23 protein-coding genes are annotated in these 23,689 nt (G+C 66.6%); 12 read left to right on the top strand and 11 right to left on the bottom strand.

Annotation, left to right across the window (positions count from 1 at the left end; all coding sequences use genetic code 11):
- Positions 1–36 precede the first annotated feature (36 nt).
- Positions 37–1,077, top strand: coding sequence for a tRNA (adenosine(37)-N6)-threonylcarbamoyltransferase complex transferase subunit TsaD (tsaD, locus tag NP80_RS05580; protein ID WP_006404126.1), 1,041 nt, complete (start codon positions 37–39; stop codon positions 1,075–1,077).
- Between the two features lie 105 nt (positions 1,078–1,182).
- Here tsaD and folE2 read toward each other — a convergent pair whose 3' ends face one another.
- From folE2 to NP80_RS05560, 4 genes are all read right to left on the bottom strand, one after another.
- A complete protein-coding gene (gene folE2, locus NP80_RS05575; RefSeq protein ID WP_035487909.1) occupies positions 1,183–1,992 on the bottom strand; it encodes a GTP cyclohydrolase FolE2 in 810 nt (269 codons plus the stop codon).
- 155 nt (positions 1,993–2,147) lie between these two features.
- The gene (gene dxs, locus NP80_RS05570; RefSeq protein ID WP_006399453.1) at positions 2,148–4,052 is read right to left on the bottom strand and encodes a 1-deoxy-D-xylulose-5-phosphate synthase; all 1,905 of its coding nucleotides are present in this window, start codon (positions 4,050–4,052) and stop codon (positions 2,148–2,150) included.
- A gap of 82 nt (positions 4,053–4,134) precedes the next feature.
- Positions 4,135–5,019, bottom strand: coding sequence for a polyprenyl synthetase family protein (locus NP80_RS05565; protein WP_006399452.1), 885 nt, complete (start codon positions 5,017–5,019; stop codon positions 4,135–4,137).
- On the bottom strand, positions 5,016–5,297 hold the full coding sequence (locus tag NP80_RS05560) for an exodeoxyribonuclease VII small subunit (RefSeq protein WP_006399451.1): 282 nt from the start codon (positions 5,295–5,297) through the stop codon (positions 5,016–5,018). The genes NP80_RS05565 and NP80_RS05560 overlap by 4 nt, the downstream gene beginning before the upstream one ends.
- 270 nt (positions 5,298–5,567) lie before the next feature.
- On the opposite strand from NP80_RS05560, the gene NP80_RS05555 reads away from it, so the two are divergent.
- On the top strand, positions 5,568–6,674 hold the full coding sequence (locus NP80_RS05555) for an aromatic ring-hydroxylating oxygenase subunit alpha (RefSeq protein WP_006399450.1): 1,107 nt from the start codon (positions 5,568–5,570) through the stop codon (positions 6,672–6,674).
- A 103-nt stretch (positions 6,675–6,777) separates the two neighbouring features.
- A complete protein-coding gene (locus NP80_RS05550) occupies positions 6,778–7,647 on the top strand; it encodes a sulfurtransferase (RefSeq protein ID WP_006404128.1) in 870 nt (289 codons plus the stop codon).
- A 55-nt stretch (positions 7,648–7,702) separates the two neighbouring features.
- Here NP80_RS05550 and NP80_RS05545 read toward each other — a convergent pair whose 3' ends face one another.
- The 3 genes from NP80_RS05545 to polA all read right to left on the bottom strand — a co-directional run bounded on the left by NP80_RS05545 (position 7,703) and on the right by polA (position 13,177).
- Positions 7,703–8,578, bottom strand: a complete 876-nt coding sequence (locus tag NP80_RS05545) for a dienelactone hydrolase family protein (RefSeq protein WP_006409474.1) — start codon at positions 8,576–8,578, stop codon at positions 7,703–7,705.
- Positions 8,579–8,806: 228 nt separating this feature from the next.
- Positions 8,807–10,141: an NAD(P)/FAD-dependent oxidoreductase gene (locus NP80_RS05540; RefSeq protein WP_006404131.1), complete on the bottom strand. Its 1,335-nt coding sequence runs from the start codon at positions 10,139–10,141 to the stop codon at positions 8,807–8,809.
- A gap of 282 nt (positions 10,142–10,423) precedes the next feature.
- A complete protein-coding gene (gene polA, locus NP80_RS05535) occupies positions 10,424–13,177 on the bottom strand; it encodes a DNA polymerase I (RefSeq protein ID WP_035946255.1) in 2,754 nt (917 codons plus the stop codon).
- Between the two features lies 1 nt (position 13,178).
- On the opposite strand from polA, the gene NP80_RS05530 reads away from it, so the two are divergent.
- The 3 genes from NP80_RS05530 (at position 13,179) to NP80_RS05520 (ending at position 15,304) form a co-directional block, all read left to right on the top strand.
- Positions 13,179–13,937, top strand: a complete 759-nt coding sequence (locus NP80_RS05530) for an LOG family protein (RefSeq protein WP_035946257.1) — start codon at positions 13,179–13,181, stop codon at positions 13,935–13,937.
- Between the two features lie 356 nt (positions 13,938–14,293).
- Complete coding sequence (locus NP80_RS28870; RefSeq protein ID WP_006404136.1) at positions 14,294–14,563, top strand: hypothetical protein; 270 nt, start codon at positions 14,294–14,296, stop codon at positions 14,561–14,563.
- Between the two features lie 249 nt (positions 14,564–14,812).
- Positions 14,813–15,304: a 2-thiouracil desulfurase family protein gene (locus NP80_RS05520; protein WP_045593188.1), complete on the top strand. Its 492-nt coding sequence runs from the start codon at positions 14,813–14,815 to the stop codon at positions 15,302–15,304.
- Between the two features lie 115 nt (positions 15,305–15,419).
- Here NP80_RS05520 and NP80_RS05515 read toward each other — a convergent pair whose 3' ends face one another.
- Together NP80_RS05515 and NP80_RS05510 are read right to left on the bottom strand one after the other, a co-directional pair.
- The gene (locus tag NP80_RS05515; RefSeq protein WP_006408779.1) at positions 15,420–16,022 is read right to left on the bottom strand and encodes a CHAT domain-containing protein; all 603 of its coding nucleotides are present in this window, start codon (positions 16,020–16,022) and stop codon (positions 15,420–15,422) included.
- Positions 16,019–17,545, bottom strand: coding sequence for an AMP nucleosidase (locus NP80_RS05510; RefSeq protein WP_035945715.1), 1,527 nt, complete (start codon positions 17,543–17,545; stop codon positions 16,019–16,021). Before NP80_RS05510 ends, NP80_RS05515 begins: the two co-directional genes overlap by 4 nt.
- 129 nt (positions 17,546–17,674) lie before the next feature.
- On the opposite strand from NP80_RS05510, the gene NP80_RS05505 reads away from it, so the two are divergent.
- From NP80_RS05505 to NP80_RS05485, 5 genes are all read left to right on the top strand, one after another.
- Positions 17,675–18,070, top strand: a complete 396-nt coding sequence (locus NP80_RS05505) for a hypothetical protein (RefSeq protein ID WP_006399437.1) — start codon at positions 17,675–17,677, stop codon at positions 18,068–18,070.
- A gap of 105 nt (positions 18,071–18,175) precedes the next feature.
- Complete coding sequence (locus NP80_RS05500) at positions 18,176–19,174, top strand: homoserine kinase (protein WP_006399436.1); 999 nt, start codon at positions 18,176–18,178, stop codon at positions 19,172–19,174.
- Positions 19,165–19,971, top strand: a complete 807-nt coding sequence (locus NP80_RS05495) for a BPSS1780 family membrane protein (RefSeq protein ID WP_006404140.1) — start codon at positions 19,165–19,167, stop codon at positions 19,969–19,971. The genes NP80_RS05500 and NP80_RS05495 overlap by 10 nt, the downstream gene beginning before the upstream one ends.
- A 210-nt stretch (positions 19,972–20,181) precedes the next feature.
- Positions 20,182–20,634, top strand: a complete 453-nt coding sequence (locus NP80_RS05490) for a MarR family winged helix-turn-helix transcriptional regulator (protein WP_006408772.1) — start codon at positions 20,182–20,184, stop codon at positions 20,632–20,634.
- A gap of 149 nt (positions 20,635–20,783) precedes the next feature.
- Positions 20,784–21,203, top strand: coding sequence for an organic hydroperoxide resistance protein (locus tag NP80_RS05485; RefSeq protein WP_006399433.1), 420 nt, complete (start codon positions 20,784–20,786; stop codon positions 21,201–21,203).
- Between the two features lie 104 nt (positions 21,204–21,307).
- Here NP80_RS05485 and NP80_RS28865 read toward each other — a convergent pair whose 3' ends face one another.
- Together NP80_RS28865 and NP80_RS05480 are read right to left on the bottom strand one after the other, a co-directional pair.
- Positions 21,308–21,484, bottom strand: a complete 177-nt coding sequence (locus NP80_RS28865) for a DUF3563 family protein (protein ID WP_006399432.1) — start codon at positions 21,482–21,484, stop codon at positions 21,308–21,310.
- 72 nt (positions 21,485–21,556) lie between these two features.
- Positions 21,557–22,666, bottom strand: a complete 1,110-nt coding sequence (locus tag NP80_RS05480) for an extracellular catalytic domain type 1 short-chain-length polyhydroxyalkanoate depolymerase (protein WP_006404142.1) — start codon at positions 22,664–22,666, stop codon at positions 21,557–21,559.
- A 247-nt stretch (positions 22,667–22,913) separates the two neighbouring features.
- On the opposite strand from NP80_RS05480, the gene NP80_RS05475 reads away from it, so the two are divergent.
- Positions 22,914–23,612: a phosphatase PAP2 family protein gene (locus tag NP80_RS05475; RefSeq protein WP_006408775.1), complete on the top strand. Its 699-nt coding sequence runs from the start codon at positions 22,914–22,916 to the stop codon at positions 23,610–23,612.
- Positions 23,613–23,689: the final 77 nt, after the last annotated feature.

Here is a 23,689-nt window from a genome sequence, read left to right as displayed (position 1 = left end):
GCGGCGCGCTCGACGCAGCCCGCCGCGCCCGCACCCATGCTCGTTCTCGGCATCGAAAGCTCCTGCGACGAAACCGGTCTCGCGCTCTACGACACGCAGCGCGGCCTGCTCGCGCACGCGCTTCATTCGCAGATCGCGATGCACCGCGACTATGGCGGCGTCGTGCCCGAGCTCGCCTCGCGCGATCACATCCGGCGCGCGCTGCCGCTGCTCGAGGAAGTGATCGCGAAAAGCGGCACGCGCCGTGAAGACATCGACGCGATCGCGTTCACGCAAGGCCCGGGGCTCGCCGGCGCGCTGCTGGTCGGCGCGAGCATCGCGAACGCGCTCGCCCTCGCATGGAACAAGCCGACGGTCGGCATCCACCATCTCGAAGGCCATCTGTTGTCGCCGCTGCTCGTCGCCGAGCCGCCGCCGTTCCCGTTCGTCGCGCTGCTCGTGTCGGGCGGACATACGCAACTGATGCGCGTGACCGACGTCGGCGTGTACGAGACGCTCGGCGAAACGCTCGACGACGCGGCCGGCGAAGCATTCGACAAGACGGCGAAACTGATCGGCCTCGGCTATCCGGGCGGCCCGGAAGTATCGAAGCTCGCGGAAACCGGCACGCCGGGCGCCGTCGTGCTGCCGCGCCCGATGCTGCATTCGGGCGATCTTGATTTCAGCTTCAGCGGCTTGAAAACGGCCGTGCTCACGCAGATGAAGAAGTTCGAAGCGGCGCAGCTGTCGGGCGACGCGCTGGCGCGCGCGAAGGCCGATCTCGCACGCGGCTTCGTCGATGCGGCCGTCGACGTGCTCGTCGCCAAATCGCTCGCCGCGCTGAAAAAGACCAATCTGAAGCGGCTTGTCGTCGCGGGCGGCGTGGGCGCGAACCGTCAGTTGCGCGCCGCGTTGTCGGCTGCGGCCGCGAAGCGCGGTTTCGACGTGCACTATCCCGATCTCGCGCTGTGCACCGACAACGGCGCGATGATCGCGCTGGCAGGCGCGCTGCGGCTCGCGCGCTGGCCCGACCAGGCCAACGTCGACTATGCATTCACGGTGAAGCCGCGCTGGGATCTCGCGTCGCTCGCACGCTGAAGCGCGCGCCGCACGATTCGCGCACATGAAAAAGGCCGCTGCTGCTGCGGCCTTCTTAATTCGACGCTCGCGCCGCGCCGAAGCGGGCGCGTAGTCAGCCGCGCGTTACGCGGCGTGCCGCTTGTCGCGCTCGATCAGCGCATACGCGCTGTGATTGTGAATCGACTCGAAGTTCTCCGCTTCGAGCACATACGCGACGATGCGTGCGTCCGCATCGAGACGCGCCGCGACGTCGCGCACGAGGTCCTCGACGAACTTCGGATTCTCGTACGCACGCTCGGTGACGAACTTCTCGTCCGGCCGCTTCAGCAGCCCCCACAGCTCGCACGACGCCTCTTCTTCCGCGATGCGGATCAGCGCCTCGACCGGCACGTCGGCCGCGAGTTCGGCGTCGATCGTCACGTGCGAGCGCTGGTTGTGCGCACCGTACTGCGAGATCTTCTTCGAGCACGGGCACAGGCTCGTCACGGGCACGAGCACCTTCAGGAACAGACGGGTCTCGCCGTTGCGGCTTTCGCCTGCGAGCGTCACTTCGTAGTCCAGCAGACTCTGCACGCCCGACACCGGCGCGGTCTTGTTGACGAAGTACGGGAACGTCACTTCGATGCGGCCGGCTTCCGCCTCGAGCTTCTCGAGCATCGACGCGATCATCGCGCGGAAGCGCTCGATCGTCAGCGGCGCGCGGTTCTCCTCGAGCAGCGCGACGAACCGCGACATGTGCGTGCCCTTCTGCTCGGCCGGCAAACGAACGTCGAGATTCCAGACGCCGACCGTCGGCTGCACGTCGCCGCTTTCGGTGAGCACCGTCAACGGATGCCGGACCGCCTTCACGCCCACGCGCTGAATCGGAATCTGACGGGTATCCACCGTGCTCTGCACGTCGGGCATCACGAAGGCGGGATTCATCTGGTTCATCTTGTTCAATCCTTGTAAGCCGCGCGTTCGACGACGCGCACGCCGCATCATGCGGCAGCCGGAAAAGCAACATGGGCCCGCAGGCCCATGTTTTTCCGCATCAATGAAGACCGGTTGCGCCAGTCGCGCCGATGCCGCCCTCGGGCGGCGCCGGCTCAGGCGACGCGCTTTGCCTGACCGGCAACGCCGGTTGCCGGGTTCAGGAAGCGTTCGCGAATCGATTTCGCGATACCCGCGCCGTCGAGGCCGCAGAGCGACAGCAGCTTCGCGGGGTCGCCGTGATCGATGAACTGGTCAGGGAGGCCCAATTGTAGTACGGGTCGGATAACCCCACTCTCCATCAGGGCTTCGACGCAGGCCGAGCCTGCCCCGCCCATCACACAGCCTTCTTCGGCGGTGACGAGGAAGTCGTGCGTCTCCGCGAGCTCGCGCACGAGCGCCGCGTCGAGCGGCTTCACGAAACGCATGTTCGCGACGGTTGCATCGAGCTCTTCGGCCGCCGCGAGCGACGGCGCGACCATCGTACCGAACGCGAGGATCGCGATGCGCTTGCCTTCCGGCTGCGACGTGCGGCGGCGCACCTCGCCCTTGCCGATCGGCAGCTCGGTGAATTCCTTCACCGTCGCGACGCCGGTGCCCGCGCCGCGCGGATAACGGACCGCGGTCGGGTTCGGCTGCTGCAGCGCGGTGTGCAACATCTGACGGCATTCGTTCTCGTCGGATGCCGCCATGATCGTCATGTTCGGAATGCAGCGCATGAACGCGAGATCGTACGCGCCCGCATGCGTCGCACCGTCGGCGCCGACGAGGCCCGCGCGGTCGATCGCGAACACGACCGGCAGGTTCTGCAGCGCGACGTCGTGGATCAGCTGGTCGTACGCGCGCTGCAGGAACGTCGAATAGATCGCGACGACCGGCTTCAGCCCTTCGGTCGCGAGGCCGCCGGCGAACGTCACCGCGTGCTGTTCGGCGATGCCGACGTCGTAGTAGCGATCTTTGAAGCGCTTCTCGAACTCGACCATGCCGGAGCCTTCGCGCATCGCGGGCGTGATGCCGACGACGCGCGAATCGCGCTCGGCCTCGTCGCACAGCCACTCGCCGAACACCTGCGTGTACGTCTTCTTCGCGGGCGTCGCGGACGGTTTGATGCCTTCGGCCGGATTGAACTTGCCGGGGCCGTGATAGAGCACCGGATCGGCTTCGGCGAGCTTGTAGCCCTGCCCTTTCTTCGTGACGACGTGCAGGAACTGCGGGCCGCGCAGCTCGCGGATGTTCTGCAGCGTGGGGATCAGCGAATCGAGATCGTGACCGTCGATCGGGCCGATGTAGTTGAAGCCGAATTCCTCGAACAGCGTGGCCGGCACGACCATGCCCTTCGCATGCTCCTCGAGCTTGCGCGCGAGTTCGAGCACGGGCGGCGCGACGCTCAGCACGCGCTCGACGCCCGCACGCGCGGCCGCGTAGAAGCGACCCGACATCAGACGCGCGAGATGGCGGTTCAGCGCGCCGACCGGCGGCGAAATCGACATGTCGTTGTCGTTCAGGATCACGAGCAGTTTCGCGTCCTCGGACACGCCGGCGTTGTTCATCGCCTCGAACGCCATGCCGGCCGTCATCGCGCCGTCGCCGATCACGGCGATCGAGAAACGGTCGTCGCCGTTCAGCTGGCTGCCGATCGCCATGCCGAGCGCGGCCGAGATCGACGTGCTCGAATGCGCGGTGCCGAAGGTGTCGTATTCGGATTCGGAGCGGCGCGGGAAGCCCGAGATGCCGCCGAGCTGGCGCAGCGTCGGCATTTCGTCGCGGCGGCCGGTCAGGATCTTGTGCGGGTAGGTCTGGTGCCCCACGTCCCAGACGATGCGATCGTTCGGCGTGTTGAACACGTAGTGCAGCGCGATCGTCAGCTCGACCGTCCCGAGGTTGGACGACAAATGGCCGCCCGTCTTCGACACGCTGTCGAGCACGAACGCACGCAGTTCATCCGCGAGCGGTTGCAGTTGGCGACGATCGAGGCGGCGCAGGTCCGCCGGGTCGTCGATGGTTTTCAGCAAGTCGTACATCGTCGTTCCATTGTAGGAAATCAAACGCGCCCGCATTCTGTTGCACGCACCCGTAGCGTGTGCGCGGCGGCGGGCTTTCGCGTCAGCTGACCCGGTTCACTACCAGGTCGGCAAGTTCGGCGAGACGCTGCGCGCGTGCGCCGAACGGTTTCAGCGCATCGTGCGCTTCGGCGCGCAACTGCGCGGCGAGTTCGCGCGACGCATCGAGGCCGAGGATCGATACGTAGGTCGGCTTGTCGTTCGCCGCGTCCTTGCCGGCCGTCTTGCCGAGCGTCGCCGAATCGGTCGTGACGTCGAGAATGTCGTCGACGACCTGGAAGGCCAGACCCACGGCCCCCGCATAGACGTCGAGTGCAGCCATCGTGTCGGCCGACGGCGTCTCGCCGGCCAGCGCGCCCATCCGCACCGCCGCGCGCAGCAGCGCGCCCGTCTTCATCCGGTGCATCGTTTCGAGCTGCTCGCGCGTCAGCTTGATGCCGACGCTCGCGAGATCGATCGCCTGGCCGCCCGCCATCCCGAGCGAGCCGCTCGCGAGCGCGAGCTCGCGCACGAGCGCCGCCTGCTGCACCGGCGACAGGGCAGCCGCGTCGGTCAGCGCGACGAACGCCTGCGACTGCAGCGCGTCGCCGACCAGCAGGGCAGTCGGCTCGTCGTACTGCACGTGCACGGTCGGCTTGCCGCGACGCAGCGCGTCGTCGTCCATGCACGGCATGTCGTCGTGCACGAGCGAGTAGACGTGGATCATCTCCAGCGCCGCCGCCGCCGCATTGCGCGCCGCCTCCGTCGCACCGGTCAGTTCGCCTGCCGCATGGCACAGCAGCGGGCGAACGCGCTTGCCGCCGCCGAGGACCGCATAGCGCATCGCTTCGTGGAGTCGTGCGGGCACCACGGTGTCAGCCGGCAGATAGTGGCCGAGTGCGTCCTCGACGCGGTCTAGCACGGACCGCATCCATTGTTCGAATGTCATAGATCGTCGTCTTCGCCGTCCGTGGCGGCCGCCGGCTTCAGCGTCGCGCCGTCGAGCACGCGAACCTGCTGCTCCACTTTCTCGAGCTGCTGTTGGCAAAACGCAACAAGGGCTGCGCCGCGGCGATACGCCGCCAGCGAATCCTCGAGGCTCAGCGCGCCGCCTTCCATCCGCGCAACCAGCGTCTCGAGCTCCGCAAGCGCTGTCTCGTAATTGTCCGGCAACGGTTCGGCGCCGTTGCCGGGCGGCGTCGCGCCTGGGGATGCGGTTTTCGCCATGGACGAGGGTGTCAAATTTCAAAACAAGTCGGACATTCTACGGCAAAAGAGAATTTTCCGACCTGCGGACTTGGGCGCGCGGGCCGGACTCCGGCCCCGCCTTCGGCCCACATTGTGCGCCCGCCCCACGTCGCCGGACAAAAAATTGACACAAATCAGGCACTTAATGCTGGCCTTACGGGGCGAACCGGGTATAATTCTCCGTTTCCCTAAATCGATTTTTCGATGGTTGGGTTGTTCACTGCTTTCACGCTATCACCGGGAGTGGGAATGTCCAATCTGAGCGATGCGCTTCAGTTGAAGTCGGCTCACAGCCAGCTTCCAGTCACTGCATACTTCGATGAGGCGCTGCTTGCGCGCGAGATCGAAACCCTCTTCAAGAAAGGACCGCGTTACGTCGGGCACGAACTGATGGTGCCCGAGGCGGGCGACTATTTTGCGCTGCCGTCCGAGAAGGAAGGCCGCGTGCTCGTGCGCAATCAGGCGAACGAAATCGAGCTGCTGTCGAACGTCTGCCGCCACCGGCAGGCGATCATGCTGAACGGCCGCGGCCATACGCAGAACATCGTGTGCCCGCTGCACCGCTGGACGTACGATCTGGAAGGCCAGCTGCTGGGCGCGCCGCACTTCCCCGACAAGCCGTGCCTGAACCTCGGCAAGACGCCGCTGCAGAACTGGCAGGGGCTGCTGTTCGAGGCCGAAGGCCGCAACGTCGCGCGCGATCTGGCGAACCTCGGCACGAAGCATCACTTCGATTTTTCCGAGTACCAGTTCGATCACGTCGAAGTGCACGAGTGCGATTACAACTGGAAGACGTTCATCGAGGTGTACCTCGAGGATTACCACGTCGTCCCGTTCCACCCGGGCCTCGGCAATTTCGTGTCGTGCGACGATCTGAAATGGGAGTTCGGCGACTGGTACAGCGTGCAGACGGTCGGCGTGCACAACGCGCTGGCGAAGCCCGGCAGCGCGACGTACCGCAAGTGGCACGAACAGGTGCTGAAGTTCCGCGACGGCGTGCCGCCGGAGTTCGGCGCGATCTGGATGGTTTACTATCCGGGCCTGATGATCGAGTGGTATCCGCACGTGCTCGTCGTGTCGTGGCTGATTCCGCGCGGCCCGCAAAAGACGACCAACATCGTCGAGTTCTACTACCCCGAGGAAATCGCGCTGTTCGAACGCGAGTTCGTCGAGGCCGAACGCGCGGCGTACATGGAAACGGCGGTCGAGGACGACGAAATCGCGATGCGGATGGACGCCGGCCGCCGCGCGCTGATGGAGCGCGGCGAGTCGCAGGTCGGCCCGTACCAGAGCCCGATGGAAGACGGCATGCAGCACTTCCACGAGTTCCTGCGCCGCCAGCTCGGCGATCTGTAAGCCGCGCACGCTGCGGCATCCGCATGACGAAAAGACGGGCTTCGGCCCGTCTTTTTTTGTTTAGACTTGGCATATCGGGCCGTTTGCACGCCAGGGAGCCGTCATGCCTCACACTCACTACACCACACTGATTTCCGCGGCCAATCTTGCCGAACGGCTCGCTGCCGCGCCCGGCAGCGTCGCGCTGTTCGACTGCCGCTTCGATCTCGTCGATCCCGATGCGGGCGAAGCCGCGTACGCCGCCGGCCATATCGCCGGCGCGCAATACCTGCATCTCGACCGCGACCTGTCCGGCCGCAAGACCGGCACGAACGGCCGCCATCCGCTGCCGACGCGCGACGCGCTGGCCACGCTGCTCGCGAGCCGCGGGCTGAAACAGGGGCAGCAGGTCGTCGCGTACGACGCGCAAGGCGGCGCCTATGCCGCGCGGCTCTGGTGGCTGCTGCGCTGGCTCGGGCACGATTCGGTCGCCGTGCTCGACGGCGGGCTGCAGGCCTGGCAGGCGGCCGGCCAGCCGCTGACGACGGACGTCCCCAAGCCGGCTCCCGGCGATTTCCGCGCGGCGGCGCCGCTCGAATCGACCGTCGATGCGGCGACGGTACTCGCGAACCTGAGTACGCCGACGCGCGTCGTGATCGACGCACGCGCGCCCGACCGGTATCGCGGAGAAAACGAAACGATCGATCGCGTCGGCGGCCATATCCCGGGCGCGCGCAACCGGTTCTTCAAGGACAACCTGACGGCCGACGGCCGCTTCAAGACCGGCCACGAGCTGCGCGAGACGTTCACCGCGCTGCTCGCCGGCACCGAGCCGAACCGCGTGATCCTGCAGTGCGGCTCCGGCGTGACCGCCTGCCACAACGCGCTCGCGATGGAAGTGGCCGGCCTGCATGGCGCGTCGCTGTATCCGGGCTCGTGGAGCGAATGGAGCGCCGATCCGTCGCGGCCGATCGCGACCGGCGCGACACCGTGACGCACGCGCGTACGGCGCGATAGCCAGGCGGCGGCCTCGGCCGCCGCTTCGTCGTTTACATCACGCCGTACTTGTGGAACCACGCGATCGCGCGCTTCCATCCGTCCTCGGCATCGGCCTTCACGTAGCTCGGCCGGTAGTCGGCGAAAAACGCGTGGCCGGCATCCGGATAGACGACGATTTCCGACTCGCGCGCGAGCTTCGAGTCGCTCGTCTGGATCGCCTTGCGCATGTCGGCGAGCGACGCCTGCGTGATGTTCTGATCCTTCTCGCCGTACAACCCGAGCACGGGCACCTTCAGCAGCGACGCATGATCGACCGGATTGAACGGCGTCATCTCGTCGGTCTTGCCTTCGACAAAGCCGTACCAGGCGACGGCCGCCCGCACGTGCGGATTGTGCTCGGCGTAGAGCCACGCCTGACGGCCGCCCCAGCAGAACCCCGTCACGCCCACGCGCGTCAGGTCGCCGCCGTTCTTGCCCGCCCATGCGACCGTCGCATCGAGATCCTCGGTGACCTGCCGGTCGGGAACCTTGTTGATGATGTTGTCGTACAGGTCCTTGATCGTCGAATACTTCGACGCGTTGCCCTGCCGCGCGAACAGGTCGGGCGCGATCGCGAGATAGCCGAGCTTCGCGAAGCGGCGGCAGACGTCGGCGATGTGCGCATGCACGCCGAAGATCTCGTGGATCACGATGACGACCGGCAGGTTCGTCTTGTCGACCGGCTGCGCACGATACGCCGGCACGCTTGCGTCGCCGGAGCGGATCTCGACGGTGTCGACGTCGAGGCCGGCGCTGTCGGTCGTGATCGTCTGCGCGGACACCGGCAGCACGGCCGCCGCGAAAGTGCCGCCCAGCGCCGCCTGCATGAACTTGCGGCGCGAGAACGGAACGTGGGGAACCAGGCTGTCGACTTCGGGTTTCAACATGAATGCACTCCTCGATTGGGCGCCGCCGTCACGCCACGGATTCGACGCGACACGGCATCGCACCGTCGCCCGGTGCGAAGATTGCGACGGGTGGCACGCCGCCGCAAACGAAAACCCGCACAAGATGCCCAATAATCCGTTGTCGCGTCAACTGTCCGATATGTAAGACTCGATGACAGACGGCGGCCGCCGCTGCGTCGACCGCCGTGCCGCGCGCGCCGAACGCGTTCAGTGCAGCTTCACGCGCGGCAGCGTCGTGCGACGCAGCCAGTGCGCGACCGTATCGAGGATCATCCGCGGATAGCCGTGCAGCGCCGCGATATGCAGCCGGTACAGCGACATGTACATGAAGCGCGCGAACAGCCCTTCGATCAGCATGTTGCCGCCGATCAGGCCGCCCATCAGGTTGCCGACGGCGCTGAAGTGACCGAGCGAGACGAGCGACCCGAAGTCGCGATACGTGAACTCGGGAAGCGGCCGCCCGTCGAGCCGGCACGCGATCGCTTTCAGCAGAAAGCTCGCCTGCTGGTGCGCGGCCTGCGCGCGCGGCGGCACGTTGCGTTCGCTGCCGGGCCACGCGCATGCCGCGCAATCGCCGAGGGCAAAGACGTTGTCGTCGGTAACCGTCTGCAGCGTGCGGCGCACGTCGAGCTGACCGAGCTTGTTGACTTGCAGCCCATCGAGATGCGCGAGTACGGCCGGCGCCTTGATGCCGGCCGCCCAGACCGTGAGATCGGCGCGCACGGCCTTGCCGCTCGCCGTATGCACGGCGCCGGGCGCGACTTCCGTCACGCGCTCGCCGAGCATCAGCCGCACGCCGAGCTTCTCGAGCAGCCCGGCGGTCGCGGACGACACGCGCTCCGGCAGCGCCGGCAGAATGCGCGGCCCCGATTCGATCAGCACGATGCCGACGTCGTGGCGCGGATCGAGCTTGTGCAGCCCGTACACCGACAGCACCTGCGCGGTGTTGCGCAGTTCGGCGGACAGCTCGACGCCCGTCGCGCCGCCGCCGACGATGACGACCTGGATACGCGGCTCGGCCGGCTCGCCGGGTGCAACCGCCGCCGGCGCCTGATGCTCGGCACGCATGCACGCGGCGATCAGCCGCTTGCGGAAGCGTTCGGCCTCGCCGACGGTATCGAGTGCGATCGCATTTTCCGGGGCGCCCTGCACGCCGAAGAAGTGCGTCGTGCTGCCGATCGCGATCACGAGCGTGTCGTATTCGAGTTCGCGGGCGGGCAGCAGCTCGGCGCCGTCGCTGTCGTTGACGGGCGACAGCGTGATGCGCTTCGCGGCACGATTCAGCCCGGCGAGCTCGCCCTGCTGAAACTCGAAGCCATGCCAGCGCGCCTGTGCCGCGTATTCGAGTTCCTGCGTGAACGGGTCCATGCTGCCGGCCGCGACTTCGTGCAGCAGCGGTTTCCAGATGTGGGTCGGATTGCGGTCGACGAGTGTGACGAGTGCGCGCGCGGGACGATTGCCGCGGGCGCCGTAGCGGTCGCCGAGCCGCGTCGCCAGTTCCAGGCCGCCCGCGCCGCCGCCTACGATGATGATCCGATGCATCTGATTCCCCCCTTTGCGATTCGAAACCTGTTGCCGCCGGACGATGCGGGCTTCATCCGTGCACCGTCGCGTCGATTAACCGGTTCGGACATCATCGATGTGCAGTTCGAAGCACCTCGGCGACGCGCGTTCCGGGAACGCGGGACGCGCAGCCCCGCGTCAATGACATGAACGACATGCATTGTCCGGGAGCTTGCGTGTTGACGACAAGCAAACCAGTTCGATATTCGACATCCCTGCAACAATATGCCGCAGCAGGCAGGTATCGCGCACCGGGAATCGTCAGTGCGCCTCCTCCCAGTTCGCACCGGCGCCGACCTCGGCCACCAGCGGCACCTTCAGCTTCGCGACGCCGCACATCATTTCGGGCAGCTTCTCGCGCACGAGCGACAGCTCGTCGTCGGGCACCTCGAGCACCAGTTCGTCGTGCACCTGCATGATCATCCGCGAGGCGAGCTTGTCGCGCGTCAGCCAGCCGTCCACGGCGATCATCGACAGCTTGATCAGGTCCGCCGCGGTGCCCTGCATCGGGGCATTGATCGCCGCCCGCTCGGCCGCCTGACGGCGCGGGCCGTTGCCGCCGTTGATTTCCGGCAGCCACAGGCGGCGGCCGAATACCGTTTCGACGTAGCCGCGTTCCTTTGCGCTCGCGCGCGTGTCTTCCATGTACTGCGCGACGCCCGGATAGCGCGCGAAATAGCGGTCGATATAGAGCTTCGCCGCATCGCGCGTGATGCCGAGATTCGACGCGAGACCGAATGCGCTCATCCCGTAGATCAGGCCGAAGTTGATCACCTTCGCGATCCGGCGCTGGTCGGCGTTGACTTCCAGCGGCGTCACGCCGAACACTTCGGCCGCCGTCGCGCGGTGAATGTCCTCGCCCTGCGAGAACGCACGCAGCAGCGAGGCGTCGCCCGAGATGTGCGCCATGATCCGCAGCTCGATCTGCGAATAGTCGGCCGACACGATCCGGTGCCCCGGCGCCGCGATGAAGGCCTCCCGAATGCGCCGGCCTTCGGCCGTCCGCACCGGAATGTTCTGAAGATTGGGATCGTTGGATGCGAGGCGGCCCGTGACCGCGACCGCCTGCGCGTAGTTCGTATGCACGCGGCCGGTCGACGGATTCACCATGCGCGGCAGCTTGTCGGTGTAGGTGGACTTCAGCTTCGACAGCCCGCGGTGCTCGAGCAATAGTTTCGGCAGCGGATAGTCCTCGGCGAGCTTCTGCAGCACTTCTTCGTCGGTGGACGGCGCGCCGCTCGGCGTCTTTTTCACGACCGGCAATTGCAGCTTCTCGAAGAAGATCTGCCCGATCTGCTTCGGCGAACCGAGATTGAATTCGCCGCCCGCAAGCGCGTAGGCCTGTGCCTCGAGATCGACGAGGCGCGTCGCGATCTCGTTGCTCTGCGCCTGCAGCCGCGCATCGTCGATCAGTACGCCGTTGCGCTCCATCTTGCGCAGCACGAGCGACACCGGCATCTCGATCTCGCGATACACGCGCTCGAGGCCCGGTTCGCGCGCGATCTGCGGATACAGCGCGCGATGCAGCTGCAGCGTGATGTCGGCATCCTCGGCCGCGTATTCGGCCGCCTGCGCGAGCGCGACTTCGTCGAAGCCGATCTGCTTCGCGCCCTTGCCCGCGACATCTTCATACTTGATCGTCTTGATGCCCAGATGACGCAGCGCGAGGCTGTCCATGTCGTGCGTGCGATGCGATTCGAGCACGTACGATTCGAGCAGCGTGTCATGCTCGATGCCGTTCAGTTCGATCCCGTAGTTGGCGAGCACCTGCGCGTCGTACTTCAGATGCTGGCCGACCTTCTTGCGATCGGGCGATTCGAGCCACGGCTTCAGGCGTGCGAGCACGTCGTCGAGCGGCAACTGCTCGGGCATGTCCGGGCCGCGATGCGCGACCGGCAGATACGCGGCCTTGCCGGGCTCGACCGCGAAGGACAGGCCGACGAGCCGCGCGACCATCGGGTCGAGCGCCGTCGTCTCGGTATCGAACGCGGTCAGCTCGGCCGCTTCGAGCTTCGCGAACCACGCATCGAATTGTTCCCAGGTCTGGATCGTCTCGTATTCGCGCGGCGTGTCGACGGCGATCACCGGTGCCGGCTCGCCGTCCGGCGCATCGGCGCCGCCGCCTTCCGCGGGCGCGCTGTCGACTTCGCGCAGCCAGGTCTTGAAACCGTAACGCGCGAAGATGTCGCGCAGCAGATCGCGCGCTTCGCCGTCGCTCTTGAGCGACGCATCGATCGACTCGAGATGCGGCGCGAGATCGCATGCCGTTTCGACCGTGACGAGCTTGCGGCCGAGCGGCAGGAAGTCGAGCGCGCGGCGCAGGTTGTCGCCGACGACGCCCTTGATCTCGCCCGCATGCTCGATCACGCCGTCGAGGCTGCCGTACTGCGTGAGCCATTTCACGGCTGTTTTCGGGCCGCACTTCTCGACGCCCGGCACGTTGTCGACCGTATCGCCGATCAGCGCGAGGTAATCGACGATGCGCTCGGGCGGCACGCCGAACTTCGCGAGCACGCCGTCGCGATCGAGCGTCTCGTTCGTCATCGTGTTGACGAGCGTGACGCGATCGCTGACGAGCTGCGCGAGATCCTTGTCGCCCGTCGACACGATCACGTTCATCCCGCGTCGCTCCGCTTCGCGCGCGAGCGTGCCGATCACGTCGTCGGCCTCGACGCCTTCGACCATCAGCAGCGGCCAGCCGAGCGCGCGCACGGCGCCGTGAATCGGTTCGACCTGCAGCGCGAGATCGGGCGGCATCGACGGACGGTTTGCCTTATAGTCGGCATAAAGGTCGTCGCGAAACGTCTTGCCCTTTGCATCGAACACGCAAGCGCTATACTCTGCACTGACTTCCTTGCGCATACGGCGCAGCATGTTGATGATTCCGTAGAGCGCTCCGGTCGGCTCCCCGCCAGGGCCACGCAAATCAGGCATCGCATGGTAAGCCCGATACAGATAGCTCGAACCGTCAACCAATAGCAGGGTCTTACCTTCCAGATTTCGTTCTTCAGGCATTATGAACAAGAGAAAAGTGATTCCGAGTCTGCGTTCGCTCGCAGATCAAGAACGCGCGACGGCCAAGAAGGCCCGCGCATCGTGGCAGATGTTCACGATTATGGCAGAGTTTATCGAGGCGACCGAGTACCTGTCGGAGATCCGCCCGGCCGTCAGCATCTACGGTTCTGCCCGTCTGAAGCCCGACACGCCGCACTACAAGCTCGCCGTGCAGATCGCGCGCAAGCTGTCCGACGCCGGCTTCGCCGTCATCTCCGGCGGCGGCCCCGGCATCATGGAAGCCGCGAACAAGGGCGCGCATGCAGGCAAGGCGCCGTCGGTCGGCCTGAACATCGAGCTGCCGCACGAGCAGGCCGGCAACCACTATCAGGACATCTCGCTGCGCTTCCGTCACTTCTTCACGCGCAAGGTCACGTTCGTGAAGAACTCCGACGCGGTGATCGTGATGCCGGGCGGCTTCGGCACGCTCGACGAACTGTCCGAAGTGCTCACGCTGATCCAGACGAAGAAGTCGCGCCTCGTGCCGATCATCCTCGTCGGCAGCGAATTCTGGAAAGGGCTGCTGCAGTGGTTCCGCGATCAGCTCATTCCGATGGGCCTCATCAATCCCGAAGACATGGATCTGATGCAGGTGATCGACGATCCCGACCAGGTGCTCGATGCGGTGCTCGCGTTCTACGAGGACAGCGGCGAAGAGGAAGGTGAAAGCAGCGACGATCATCCGCCGCGCCCCGAAGAAGACCGGATGTTCTATCTGTGATTGCAGCGGCCGTCGCGCCGGTGCGCCGGTGCGCCGCGCGCCGTTTTGTAACGCTTCGTTAATCGCGCGCCGCCGCGTGGCGCGCGCGAATGTCAAATCCGCGCCGCGCACACTGCACCGCTCCGCGCAATGCGGCGCATCCGTCGAGCGCCATTGTCAAATCGGGCCGCGCATGCCGTGCGCGGGCCTGCATACCGCGCACAATCCACGGTAACAAACGCCGCTCGCGTTTTGCGTCGCGTCTCTGCACACTGCGTATGTCGGCGTCGGCGATCCCCCCTTGGGGCCGATTCGCAACGCGTGATCGACTCCACTGCGCCGCGCCGACCCTTCAGAACAACATTACGGAACACGCCATGAAACGCTCACTGATCGCCCTTGCCTTCGCCGGCCTCGGCCTTTCGCTGTCCGGTCTCGCCCACGCCGTCAACGTCGACGTCAACATCGGCACGCCCGCGCCGGTGGTCGTGGCACCTGCGCCCGTCGTCGTCGTCGGCTGGCACGGCGACCGCTACTGGGACGGCCATCGCTACTGGGAACGCCGTGAATGGGAAGAGCATCAGCACCGTCATGGCCCCGGTCGCTATCACTGCCCGCCGGGACACGCGAAGAAGGGTGAGTGCTGAACGACTCGGCACGACCTCGGCAGACAAGGCCGCCCGCGCGCTTCGGCGCCGGGCGGCCTTGTCGTTGATGGCGGCGCGTTTCGCCTCACGAGCGTAGCGCCCGCTGCGTCGAACGACATACGCGCTTGCCGACGGGTTCGCCGGCTACGCGTCGATGCGCATGAGCGGGCCTGCCGCCCTCGCACGCGCCCTTGGAAACGCGAGTGGTAGTATCGGCCGCGCAAACGGCCACTCTCCCCTCATCCACTCATGAACAGGATTCTCGTCAGCGCCTGCCTTGCGGGGCTGCCCGTGCGTTACGACGGTTCGGCGAAGACGGTCGCGGATGCGCTGCTGCAAACGTGGCGCGACGAGGGCCGCCTCGTCGTCGTATGCCCCGAGGTCGCCGCCGGCTTCGGCACGCCGCGCCGGCCCGCCGAGATCCCCCTGCATCGCAGCGGCGGCGACGTGTTGGCCGGCGCGGCGTCGATCTGCGACGACGCGGGCACGGACGTCACCGCGATGTTCATCGACGGCGCGCACCACGCGCTCCGTCAGGCAGCCGCGCACGGGTGCCGCTATGCACTGCTCGCGGACGGCAGTCCGTCATGCGGCAGCAGCTTCATCCACGACGGCACCTTCTCGGGAAACCGGCATGCAGGCGTCGGTGTCACTACCGCGCTGCTCGAACGGCATGGCATTCGGGTGTTCGCGCCGTCGCGGCTGGCGGAACTCGCGGCGTTGATCGAGCGCGACGGCTAAGGTCGAAGCGCGCGCTTGCAGGCCTGCACCGGAGCGGGCCGACCGAGCCGGGACACGGCAGTCCACGGCATGGCCTTCTCGTCCCGGTGTCGAGCCGCGACAGCGCAACACGTGGTCAGACCGCTTCTCCGTAACCGACGAACATGAGGCTCTCTTCGTCGTACGCGCGCGCATGCCGTAGCGCTTCGTCGATCGGCAGGCCGCGCGTCAGGATCAGATGGAACAGCCGATGAACGAACAACACGGCGTCCGCACCGTCGGGCAATCCGGTCGGCGCGATATACGCTGTCGCGCCGCCGCCCGCGAACTTACGGCCGAAGTCGGGCGACCCCGTCTCGCACGCGGTGCTGATCACGATCCTGCCCGGCAGTCGAACCTTGCCGCACAACGCCGCAGCAGGCAGCCGCCCGTCCGACAGCAGCGAGGTATCGATGTCCTCCGAATACTCGCCGAACACGATGCCCGACGCGTCGCCGTGACCGCTGAGGATCAGATACCGGCCCGGCGGCGCCGGATCGTTCAGCACGAGCAAGAGGTCCTGCGGTACGACGACCCAATGCAGGCTCACGGACGCACCGAGGCTTTCGAGCAGGCCGCGAATCAGCAGCGCTTCGCCGCTGTCGCCGATCGCGGCCACGCAAACGTGCACGCGCGGAAAGCGGAACTGCTCGTCGATCATGCGCACCGCCGGTCCGTCGACGCCGAACGGTCGTGTCACTGAAACGCCACTTCCGCAAAACTCCTGAGCTTGCGGCTATGCAGCTTGTCGAGCCCGTTCGTGCGCAGGATCTCCATCGCCCTCACGCCGATCTGCAGATGCTGATCGACTTGTGCACGATAGAACTGATCGGCCATGCCCGGCAGTTTCAGCTCGCCGTGCAGCGGCTTGTCCGACACACACAGCAGCGTCCCGTACGGCACGCGGAAGCGGAAGCCGTTCGCGGCGATCGTCGCGCTTTCCATGTCGAGCGCGATCGCGCGACTCTGCGACAAACGCTGCACGGGCTCGCGATGATCGCGCAATTCCCAGTTGCGGTTGTCGACGCTCGCGACCGTACCCGTGCGCATCACGCGCTTCAGCTCCGCGCCTTCGAGCTGTGTGACGTCCGCCACCGCGCGCTCGAGCGCGAGCTGCACTTCGGCGAGCGCCGGAATCGGCACCCACAGGGGCAAATCGGCGTCGAGCACATGATCCTCGCGCACGTAACCGTGTGCGAGCACGTAGTCGCCGAGGCGCTGCGTGTTGCGCAGCCCCGCGCAGTGGCCGAGCATCACCCATGCATGCGGCCGCAGCACGGCGATGTGGTCGGTGATCGTCTTCGCGTTCGACGGACCGACGCCGATGTTGACCATCGTGATACCGCTGCCGTCGGCCCGCTTCAGGTGATACGCGGGCATCTGCGGCAGGCGCGGCGGCGCGGCGCCTTCGGCCGCCTCGCTGCCGAGGTTCGCGTTGTACGTAACGACATCGCCCGGCTCGACGAACGCGCTGTACTGGCTGCGATACGCGCGCACGTCGGGATCGTCGCTCTCGGTCATCATCGTGCGGCCGAGCTTCACGAACTCGTCGATATAGAACTGATAGTTCGTGTAGAGCACGTAGTTCTGGAAATGCGTCGGCGACGTCGCGGTGTAGTGGCGCAGCCGATGCAGCGAGAAATCGACGCGCGCGGCAGTAAACAGCGCCAGCGGATGCGGCTCGCCGGGCGCCGGCTCGAACGTGCCGTTCACGATCCGGTCGTCGAGATACGAGAGGTCCGGCGTATCGAAGATGTCGCGCATCGCGAGCAGGCTGTCGCGGTCGAGTTCGCCTTCGAGATGGATGCCTTCCGGAAACGCGAAGTGAACCGGAATCGGCTGCGACGACACGCCGACCTCGATCTTCACGTGGTGGTTCTTCGCCAGCAGACGCAGCTGCTCGCGATAGTAGTTCGCGAAAAGATCCGGGCGCGTGACCGTTGTTTCGAACACGCCGGGGCCCGCGACGAAACCGTACGAGCGCCGCGAGTCGACATTGGTGTTCACGTCGGTGCGAATCCGCACGAACGGATAGCACGCGCGCACGTGCTCGGCGATCGTTTCGTGGCGACGATAGCGCGCGAACGCGTCGCGCAGGAAACCGGTGTTGGTGTCGTAGATGGCGGACAGCCGCGCGACGGCGGCGATCGGGTCGTCGAAAGCTTCGACCGGCGGGCTCTCGGGCGTCAGCATCCGGTGCCCGCGGCTCAAATCGTTCTTCATTTTCATCACCTCGTCTGATCCGACGACATTACCACGGAACCCGGTCACGCTCATGGCTGCCCACGCGCACGCAGGGGCCGGATGGCGCGCAGTATTTGCTAAAATCGGCGGGTTCACTGGAGACTCATCATGAAGCCGCTCATTCTCGTCGCCGCTGCTGCCGCGTTTGTCGCCGCCAGCGCCGCTTTCGCCGCCGGCGGCACGCCGAGCGCGGACGCGCAGGCGCAGGCCGAAGCCAACGAAGCCGCCGGCCTGCCCGATCTCCGGCAGATCAACCGGCCGGCCGCAGAGGTCACGTCGAAAGTCGATTTCAGCGATATCCGCCGCACGCCGAGCTTCCACGAAAAAAGCAAGAACGGCACCGAGGTCACCGAGTACCGCGACCGCGGCAAGCCGGTCGAGATCGACGTGAAGTCGAACTTCGGCACGCGCTATCAGATGAGCTCGACGCCCGACACGTCGCCGAAGCCGCACGATGCCGGCGTGCCGATCACGCGCCTGCCGTCGGTCAACCTGCGCTACTGACCGGGGCCGCGCCGCGTCGCTCCCGGCACGGCGCGCCCGCCTCTCTCCACTCCCGTCGCGACGCGCGCACTGCGCGCGCCGGCACACTGACCACACGCATCTCGCATGGCCGTTTTCACCGCTGTTTCCGACTCCGATCTCGCGCAATGGATGCGCCACTACGCACTGGGCGACGTCGTTGCGTTCCGCGGCATTCCGTCCGGCATCGAGAACAGCAACTTCTTCCTGACGACGACGCGCGGCGAGTACGTGCTGACGATCTTCGAAAAGCTGACGGCGGAGCAGTTGCCGTTCTACCTCGACCTGATGCGCCATCTCGCCGGCCACGGCGTGCCGGTCCCCGATCCGGTGCCGCGCGACGACGGCGCGCTGTTCGGCACGCTGCACGGCAAGCCGGCCGCGATCGTCACGAAGCTCGACGGTGCGGCCGAACTCGCGCCGGGGGTCGAACACTGCATCGAGGTCGGCCAGATGCTGGCGCGCATGCATCTGGCGGGGCGCGACTATCCGCGCCGGCAGCCGAACCTGCGCAGCCTGCCGTGGTGGCAGGAGAACGTGCCGGCGATCGTGCCGTTCGTGACCGACGCGCAGCGCGCGCTGCTCGAAGGCGAACTCGCGCATCAAGCGCGCTTCTTCGGCTCTGAAGATTACGCGGCACTGCCGGGCGGCCCGTGCCACTGCGATCTGTTCCGAGACAACGTGCTGTTCGCACACGCGGCGCCCGACACGGGGCACGCGGTGCGGCTCGGCGGCTTCTTCGACTTCTATTTCGCCGGCTGCGACAAGTGGCTGTTCGACGTAGCGGTCACGGTCAACGACTGGTGCGTCGACCTCGCGACCGGCGTGCTCGACACCGCGCGCGCCGACGCGCTGCTGCGCGCCTACCAGACGGTCCGGCCGTTCACGGCCGAGGAGCGCCGTCACTGGAGCGACATGCTGCGGGCGGGCGCGTACCGCTTCTGGGTGTCGCGTCTGTACGACTTCTACCTGCCGCGTGCGGCCGAGATGCTGAAGCCGCACGATCCCGGCCATTTCGAACGCATTCTGCGCGAGCGTATCGCCCATACGCCGGCGCTTCCCGAGATCCAAACCGCATGCAACTGATCGAAGTGCCCGCGAAAACGGGCTATGTCTGGTTCCGACAAGGCATCTGGCTGTTCCGCCGGAATCCGCTCGCGTTCATCACGCTGTTCTTCACCTATCTGCTCGCGATCACGCTGGTGTCGATGGTGCCGATCGTCGGCGCGGCGCTGCCGCTGCTGTTCATTCCGGGCATTGCGGTCGGCTTCATGGCCGCGTGCCGCGACACAGTGGCCGGCAAATCGGTGATGCCGACGATTCTCGTCGACGGCTTCCGCTCGTACGGCAGCGTCGCGACGCAGCGGCTGCTGGTGCTCGGCGTCATCTACGTCGTGTCGATGATCCTGGTGTTCGCGGCATCGTCGGTGATGGACGGCGGCGTGCTGTTTCATCTGATGATGGGCGCGACCGGCGACGCGAACCCGGCGCCCGAAGCGCTGGCCGCGCAAGGCACGCTCGGCGCGCTGCTGTTCGCGACGCTGCTCTACGTGCCCGTCGCGATGCTGTTCTGGTTCGCGCCGGTGCTGATCGCATGGCACGACATCCCGCCGGCGAAGGCGCTGTTCTTCAGCATCGTCAGCTGCTGGCGCAATCGCGGCGCATTCCTCGTGTACGGCCTGCTCTGGTTCGGCGTCGCGCTCGGCACGTCGCTCGGGCTCTCGCTGCTGCTGCAGGCGCTCGGTGCGGCCGCCTACGCCCTCACGATCATGATGCCGGTGACGATCATCATCGTGACGATGCTGTACTGCTCGTTCTACGCCACGTATCGCGGCTGTTTCGGCGTGCAGGAGCCCGGCGCGGCGACCACCTCGGGCCGCTGACCGCCCCGCAATCGGCCGGCATGCGTGTGCCGGCCGCCTTCTTTTCCATCCGTTCAGCGCGCATGGCGGCGCCTGCCAGCAACCGCGCCCGCGCTCGGCAGTCCATCGCCCGAGCCGGACAGCCCGTCATTGGCGCTGTTCAATGCGATCTTTTGCGCGCAGAATAATTCGCACACTAATCTTTAGCGCATGTTTCGATGCGCCGACACCATGGATCGCCTTCCGACACTGCCGCAAACGCTCGACGAGCAACTCTGCTTCGCGCTGTACTCGACGTCGCACGCGATGACGAAGGCGTACAAGCCGCTGCTCGACAAGCTGTCGCTGACCTATCCGCAATATCTGGCGATGCTCGTGCTGTGGGAGCGTGACGACCTCGCGGTGAAGGACGTCGCGGCCCGGCTCGATCTCGATCCGGCGACCGTCACGCCGCTGCTCAAGCGCCTCGAGGCGCTCGGCTACGTCGAGCGCGTGCGCAGCGCGGCGGACGAGCGTATCGTGAACGTTCGCGTAACGGCCGCCGGACGGGCGTTGAAAGAGCAGGCGCGCTCGGTACCTGCCGAACTGTTCTGCGCAATGCAGCAGACGCCTGAATTCCTGATCCGCCTGCGCGGCGATCTGCAGCAATTGCGCGACGCGCTGTCGGCGGCGAACGAGCGCTGACCGTCAGCGCTGCCGGCGCGAGTCCGCGCTTCCCGTTCAACGGGCTCGGTCAAATTAATTTGCACACTAATTTTTAGTTCTATATTTACCCCGTGGCCGGCGACCGAGTCGACCCGGACCGCTTCCCCTTCTCTGACAGGAGCAGCACGATGAACATTTTGTACAAGACGAGCGCCACGAGCACGGGCGGCCGCGACGGCCGCGCGGTGTCCGAAGATCACAAGCTGGAGGTCAAGCTCGCCGCGCCGCGTGAGCTCGGCGGCACCGGTGCGGAAGGCACGAATCCCGAACAGCTCTTCGCCGCCGGCTATTCGGCGTGCTTTCTGAGCGCGATGAAGTTCGTCGCCGGCCAGAGCAAGCAGACCCTGCCGGCCGACACGCAAGTGACTGCCCAGGTCGGGCTCGGTCCGAACGACGCCGGCGGCTTCGCGCTCGACATCGAGCTGCGCGTGTCGCTGCCGGGCATCGACAAAGCGGACGCGCAGGCGCTCGTCGAAAAGGCGCACCAGGTCTGCCCGTACTCGAACGCGACGCGCAACAACGTGCCGGTACGGCTGACGGTCGTCTGACGCGCGCCCGGCGGCGAATGCAAAAAGGGCGCGTGCGGCTCGATGCCGCACGCGCCCTTCTTCCATGTCGTACCGAAGCGGGCCGTCGCTTCGGCGTTCGATGCTTATCGTGCGCCGAACGAATACGGACGGTTCATCGCCGCTTCACGGTCGATCTTGCGCATCCGGAATTCCAGGTCGTAGATGTCGGTCGCTTCGGACAGGTACGCCTCGGCACGCTCCTTCGCGGCTTGCTCGGCGTTCTTGGTCAGCATCAGGAAGAGGTGGCTCAGCAGGTACATGATCGATCTCGCATTCGTGGACTAGGGTTTTCCCTGATTATAGGGAAAACCCTAGTCGAATGCCAGTGTCAATCAGTCGGTGCGTCGTTCGGTTGCCACAGTGCGCCGATGCGTTTCGAAAAAGGACCAGACCATCGCGCTCGCATCGGGACCGACGGCGGCATGGAACGGCACCGCTTCGTCGCCGCCCGACCATGCGTGTTCGAGCCCCTTCACATGACAGAGCCGCACGACCGATTCGCCGTCGCGCCGCACGTCGACGATCCGCGCCCCGGCTTGTCGCGTCTCCACGCGCTCGCCGCCGCGCAGCGCGCCGCGGCTGTCTGCGAGCCCGTTCAGGCGCATGAACTGCACGGCCAGTTCGTCTGCGTTCTTCGGTGCGACGACGCGATCGCCGTCGCCCTGCAGGATCAGCGCCGGCATTCCGGGATAGCTGTCGGCATCGATCAGCGCATCGACCACGGCCGCCGGGTTCTCGCGCAGCCCGCGCCGCATCACGTCCATCGCCGAGATGCCGGAATTCGCTTCGCCGAGCGCGGGGCCCGAATGCAGCGCGACCGCCGCGAACCGGTCGGCGTGGTGCAGCGCCAGCAGCGACGCGAGCCCGGCGCCGGCCGACAGTCCCGCGACGTAGACGCGTGACGCATCGAAGCCGTGCTCGTCGACGAGCGCGTCGACGAGCGACGCGACCGCATCGGCTTCGCCGCGGCCCGCACGGTCGGTATCTTCATACCAGTGCCAGCAGCCGTGCGAATGCGCGCGCATCGACTGCTCGGGGTATAGCACCGCAAAGCCGTGCTTGTCGGCGAGCAGGTTCATCCGCGTGCCCTGCGCGAACGCATCGGCGGTCTGCTGGCAGCCGTGCAGCATCACGACGAGCGGCATCGCTTCGCGCCGGTGCCCGGGCGGCACGTAAAGCGCGTAGGCGAGCTGCTGGACCAGGCGCCCAAGCGCAGGCGCCATCGGATGTTCGCCGCGCGTCCACTCGCCCGCCGCCCACGCGGCCGCGCGCGGACGCACGCGCGATTCGCGCGGCATGGATACTTCGGATGCAACCGGGGACGCGGCGGCGTCAAGCACGTCGCGCGTGAGCCGACGGGCATCACGCGCGGCACGCTTCGCGGCCGGAGACAGCACGCGTTTCATGCCCCCCAGCCACATTTTCGTCAGACTTTTGGTCATCGATCGGACTCGCGGTCAGGAAAATGGGGACGCCTCGCAAGGCGTATCGTCTGTATTTGTGCAATGCACAATAGCACTCTTCGTGGGATCTTTCCTGCTCGCCGATGGTTCCCCGTCGCGTACGGAGCGGGCCCCGCGCACGCGCGGCGCTATACTCGTGGTTCGCCGCTTGTATCCGTTGTAGTCGTTCTTCCCGGCTCGCGCGTTGATTTAAGCATTCGTCCCGTTTCCGTTCGTGCCCCTTCCGATGTTCGACCTCCCGCCCCGTCTGTGGATCACGATTACCGCGTTCGGTGGCGCGGGACTCACGCTGCCGCTCGCGATCACGATCGCGATCTGGCTCGTGCTCGGCTATTCGTGGCAGCGCGCCGCCGGCTGGCTCGCGGTGCTCGCGACCGCGATCGGCGTGGTCGCGCTGACCAAGATCGCGTTCCTCGGCTGGGGCATCGGCGTGCGCGCGTGGGATTTCACCGGGTTCAGCGGACACGCGATGCTGTCGACGGCCGTCTATCCGGTCGCCATCTTCCTCGCGCTGATTCGCGCCCGCACGCCGGTGCGCGTGGCCGGCATCGCGCTCGGGCTCGCGGCGGGCGTCGCGGTCGGCGTGTCGCGTGTCGCGCTCGACGCGCATTCGCCGTCCGAATCGGTCACCGGCTGCATCGTCGGCGCCGCTGCGGCGCTCGTCTTCATCGCCGCATCGTGGCGTGCGGTGCCGCACCGCTGGTCGGTGCCGGCCGTCGTCGCGAGCCTCGCGCTCGTCACCGTCGCGCTGCACGGCATCACCGTGCCGTCGCACCGCTGGGTCACGCAGGTCGCGCTGCATCTGTCCGGGCACGAGCGCCCGTTCGTCCGCGCGCGCTGGAAGGCGAACCCGAACTACCATCCGGCATCGCAGCCGTCGTCGCTGCAGCGCACCGAATCGGTCCAGCAGACGCTGCACACCTAAGCACGCCGCGCCCCGTTTCCCGGCCGAACCCGATCATGCCTGCCGTCGCATGTGCGGTATGCCAAGCGTTATAACCC

The organism is Burkholderia multivorans ATCC BAA-247 (assembly GCF_000959525.1).
Classification (GTDB): Bacteria; Pseudomonadota; Gammaproteobacteria; order Burkholderiales; family Burkholderiaceae; genus Burkholderia; species Burkholderia multivorans.
The sequence above is the reverse complement of the archived record's forward strand: the minus strand, read 5'-3'. Positions and strand labels throughout refer to the sequence as shown.

What these genes read in the sequence shown, in the direction of transcription:
- folE2 (WP_035487909.1), bottom strand. Translation starts at nt 1,992, where the DNA reads ATGAACCAGATGAATCCCGCCTTCGTGATGCCCGACGTGCAGAGCACG.
- NP80_RS05500 (WP_006399436.1), top strand. Translation starts at nt 18,176, where the DNA reads ATGGCCGTTTTCACCGCTGTTTCCGACTCCGATCTCGCGCAATGGATG.
- NP80_RS05565 (WP_006399452.1), bottom strand. Translation starts at nt 5,019, where the DNA reads ATGACATTCGAACAATGGATGCGGTCCGTGCTAGACCGCGTCGAGGAC.
- NP80_RS05560 (WP_006399451.1), bottom strand. Translation starts at nt 5,297, where the DNA reads ATGGCGAAAACCGCATCCCCAGGCGCGACGCCGCCCGGCAACGGCGCC.
- NP80_RS05475 (WP_006408775.1), top strand. Translation starts at nt 22,914, where the DNA reads ATGTTCGACCTCCCGCCCCGTCTGTGGATCACGATTACCGCGTTCGGT.
- NP80_RS05555 (WP_006399450.1), top strand. Translation starts at nt 5,568, where the DNA reads ATGTCCAATCTGAGCGATGCGCTTCAGTTGAAGTCGGCTCACAGCCAG.
- NP80_RS05485 (WP_006399433.1), top strand. Translation starts at nt 20,784, where the DNA reads ATGAACATTTTGTACAAGACGAGCGCCACGAGCACGGGCGGCCGCGAC.
- NP80_RS28865 (WP_006399432.1), bottom strand. Translation starts at nt 21,484, where the DNA reads ATGTACCTGCTGAGCCACCTCTTCCTGATGCTGACCAAGAACGCCGAG.
- NP80_RS05545 (WP_006409474.1), bottom strand. Translation starts at nt 8,578, where the DNA reads ATGTTGAAACCCGAAGTCGACAGCCTGGTTCCCCACGTTCCGTTCTCG.
- NP80_RS28870 (WP_006404136.1), top strand. Translation starts at nt 14,294, where the DNA reads ATGAAACGCTCACTGATCGCCCTTGCCTTCGCCGGCCTCGGCCTTTCG.
- tsaD (WP_006404126.1), top strand. Translation starts at nt 37, where the DNA reads ATGCTCGTTCTCGGCATCGAAAGCTCCTGCGACGAAACCGGTCTCGCG.
- NP80_RS05540 (WP_006404131.1), bottom strand. Translation starts at nt 10,141, where the DNA reads ATGCATCGGATCATCATCGTAGGCGGCGGCGCGGGCGGCCTGGAACTG.
- NP80_RS05510 (WP_035945715.1), bottom strand. Translation starts at nt 17,545, where the DNA reads ATGAAGAACGATTTGAGCCGCGGGCACCGGATGCTGACGCCCGAGAGC.
- NP80_RS05530 (WP_035946257.1), top strand. Translation starts at nt 13,179, where the DNA reads ATGAACAAGAGAAAAGTGATTCCGAGTCTGCGTTCGCTCGCAGATCAA.
- dxs (WP_006399453.1), bottom strand. Translation starts at nt 4,052, where the DNA reads ATGTACGACTTGCTGAAAACCATCGACGACCCGGCGGACCTGCGCCGC.
- NP80_RS05550 (WP_006404128.1), top strand. Translation starts at nt 6,778, where the DNA reads ATGCCTCACACTCACTACACCACACTGATTTCCGCGGCCAATCTTGCC.
- NP80_RS05490 (WP_006408772.1), top strand. Translation starts at nt 20,182, where the DNA reads ATGGATCGCCTTCCGACACTGCCGCAAACGCTCGACGAGCAACTCTGC.
- NP80_RS05480 (WP_006404142.1), bottom strand. Translation starts at nt 22,666, where the DNA reads ATGACCAAAAGTCTGACGAAAATGTGGCTGGGGGGCATGAAACGCGTG.
- NP80_RS05505 (WP_006399437.1), top strand. Translation starts at nt 17,675, where the DNA reads ATGAAGCCGCTCATTCTCGTCGCCGCTGCTGCCGCGTTTGTCGCCGCC.
- NP80_RS05520 (WP_045593188.1), top strand. Translation starts at nt 14,813, where the DNA reads ATGAACAGGATTCTCGTCAGCGCCTGCCTTGCGGGGCTGCCCGTGCGT.
- NP80_RS05495 (WP_006404140.1), top strand. Translation starts at nt 19,165, where the DNA reads ATGCAACTGATCGAAGTGCCCGCGAAAACGGGCTATGTCTGGTTCCGA.
- polA (WP_035946255.1), bottom strand. Translation starts at nt 13,177, where the DNA reads ATGCCTGAAGAACGAAATCTGGAAGGTAAGACCCTGCTATTGGTTGAC.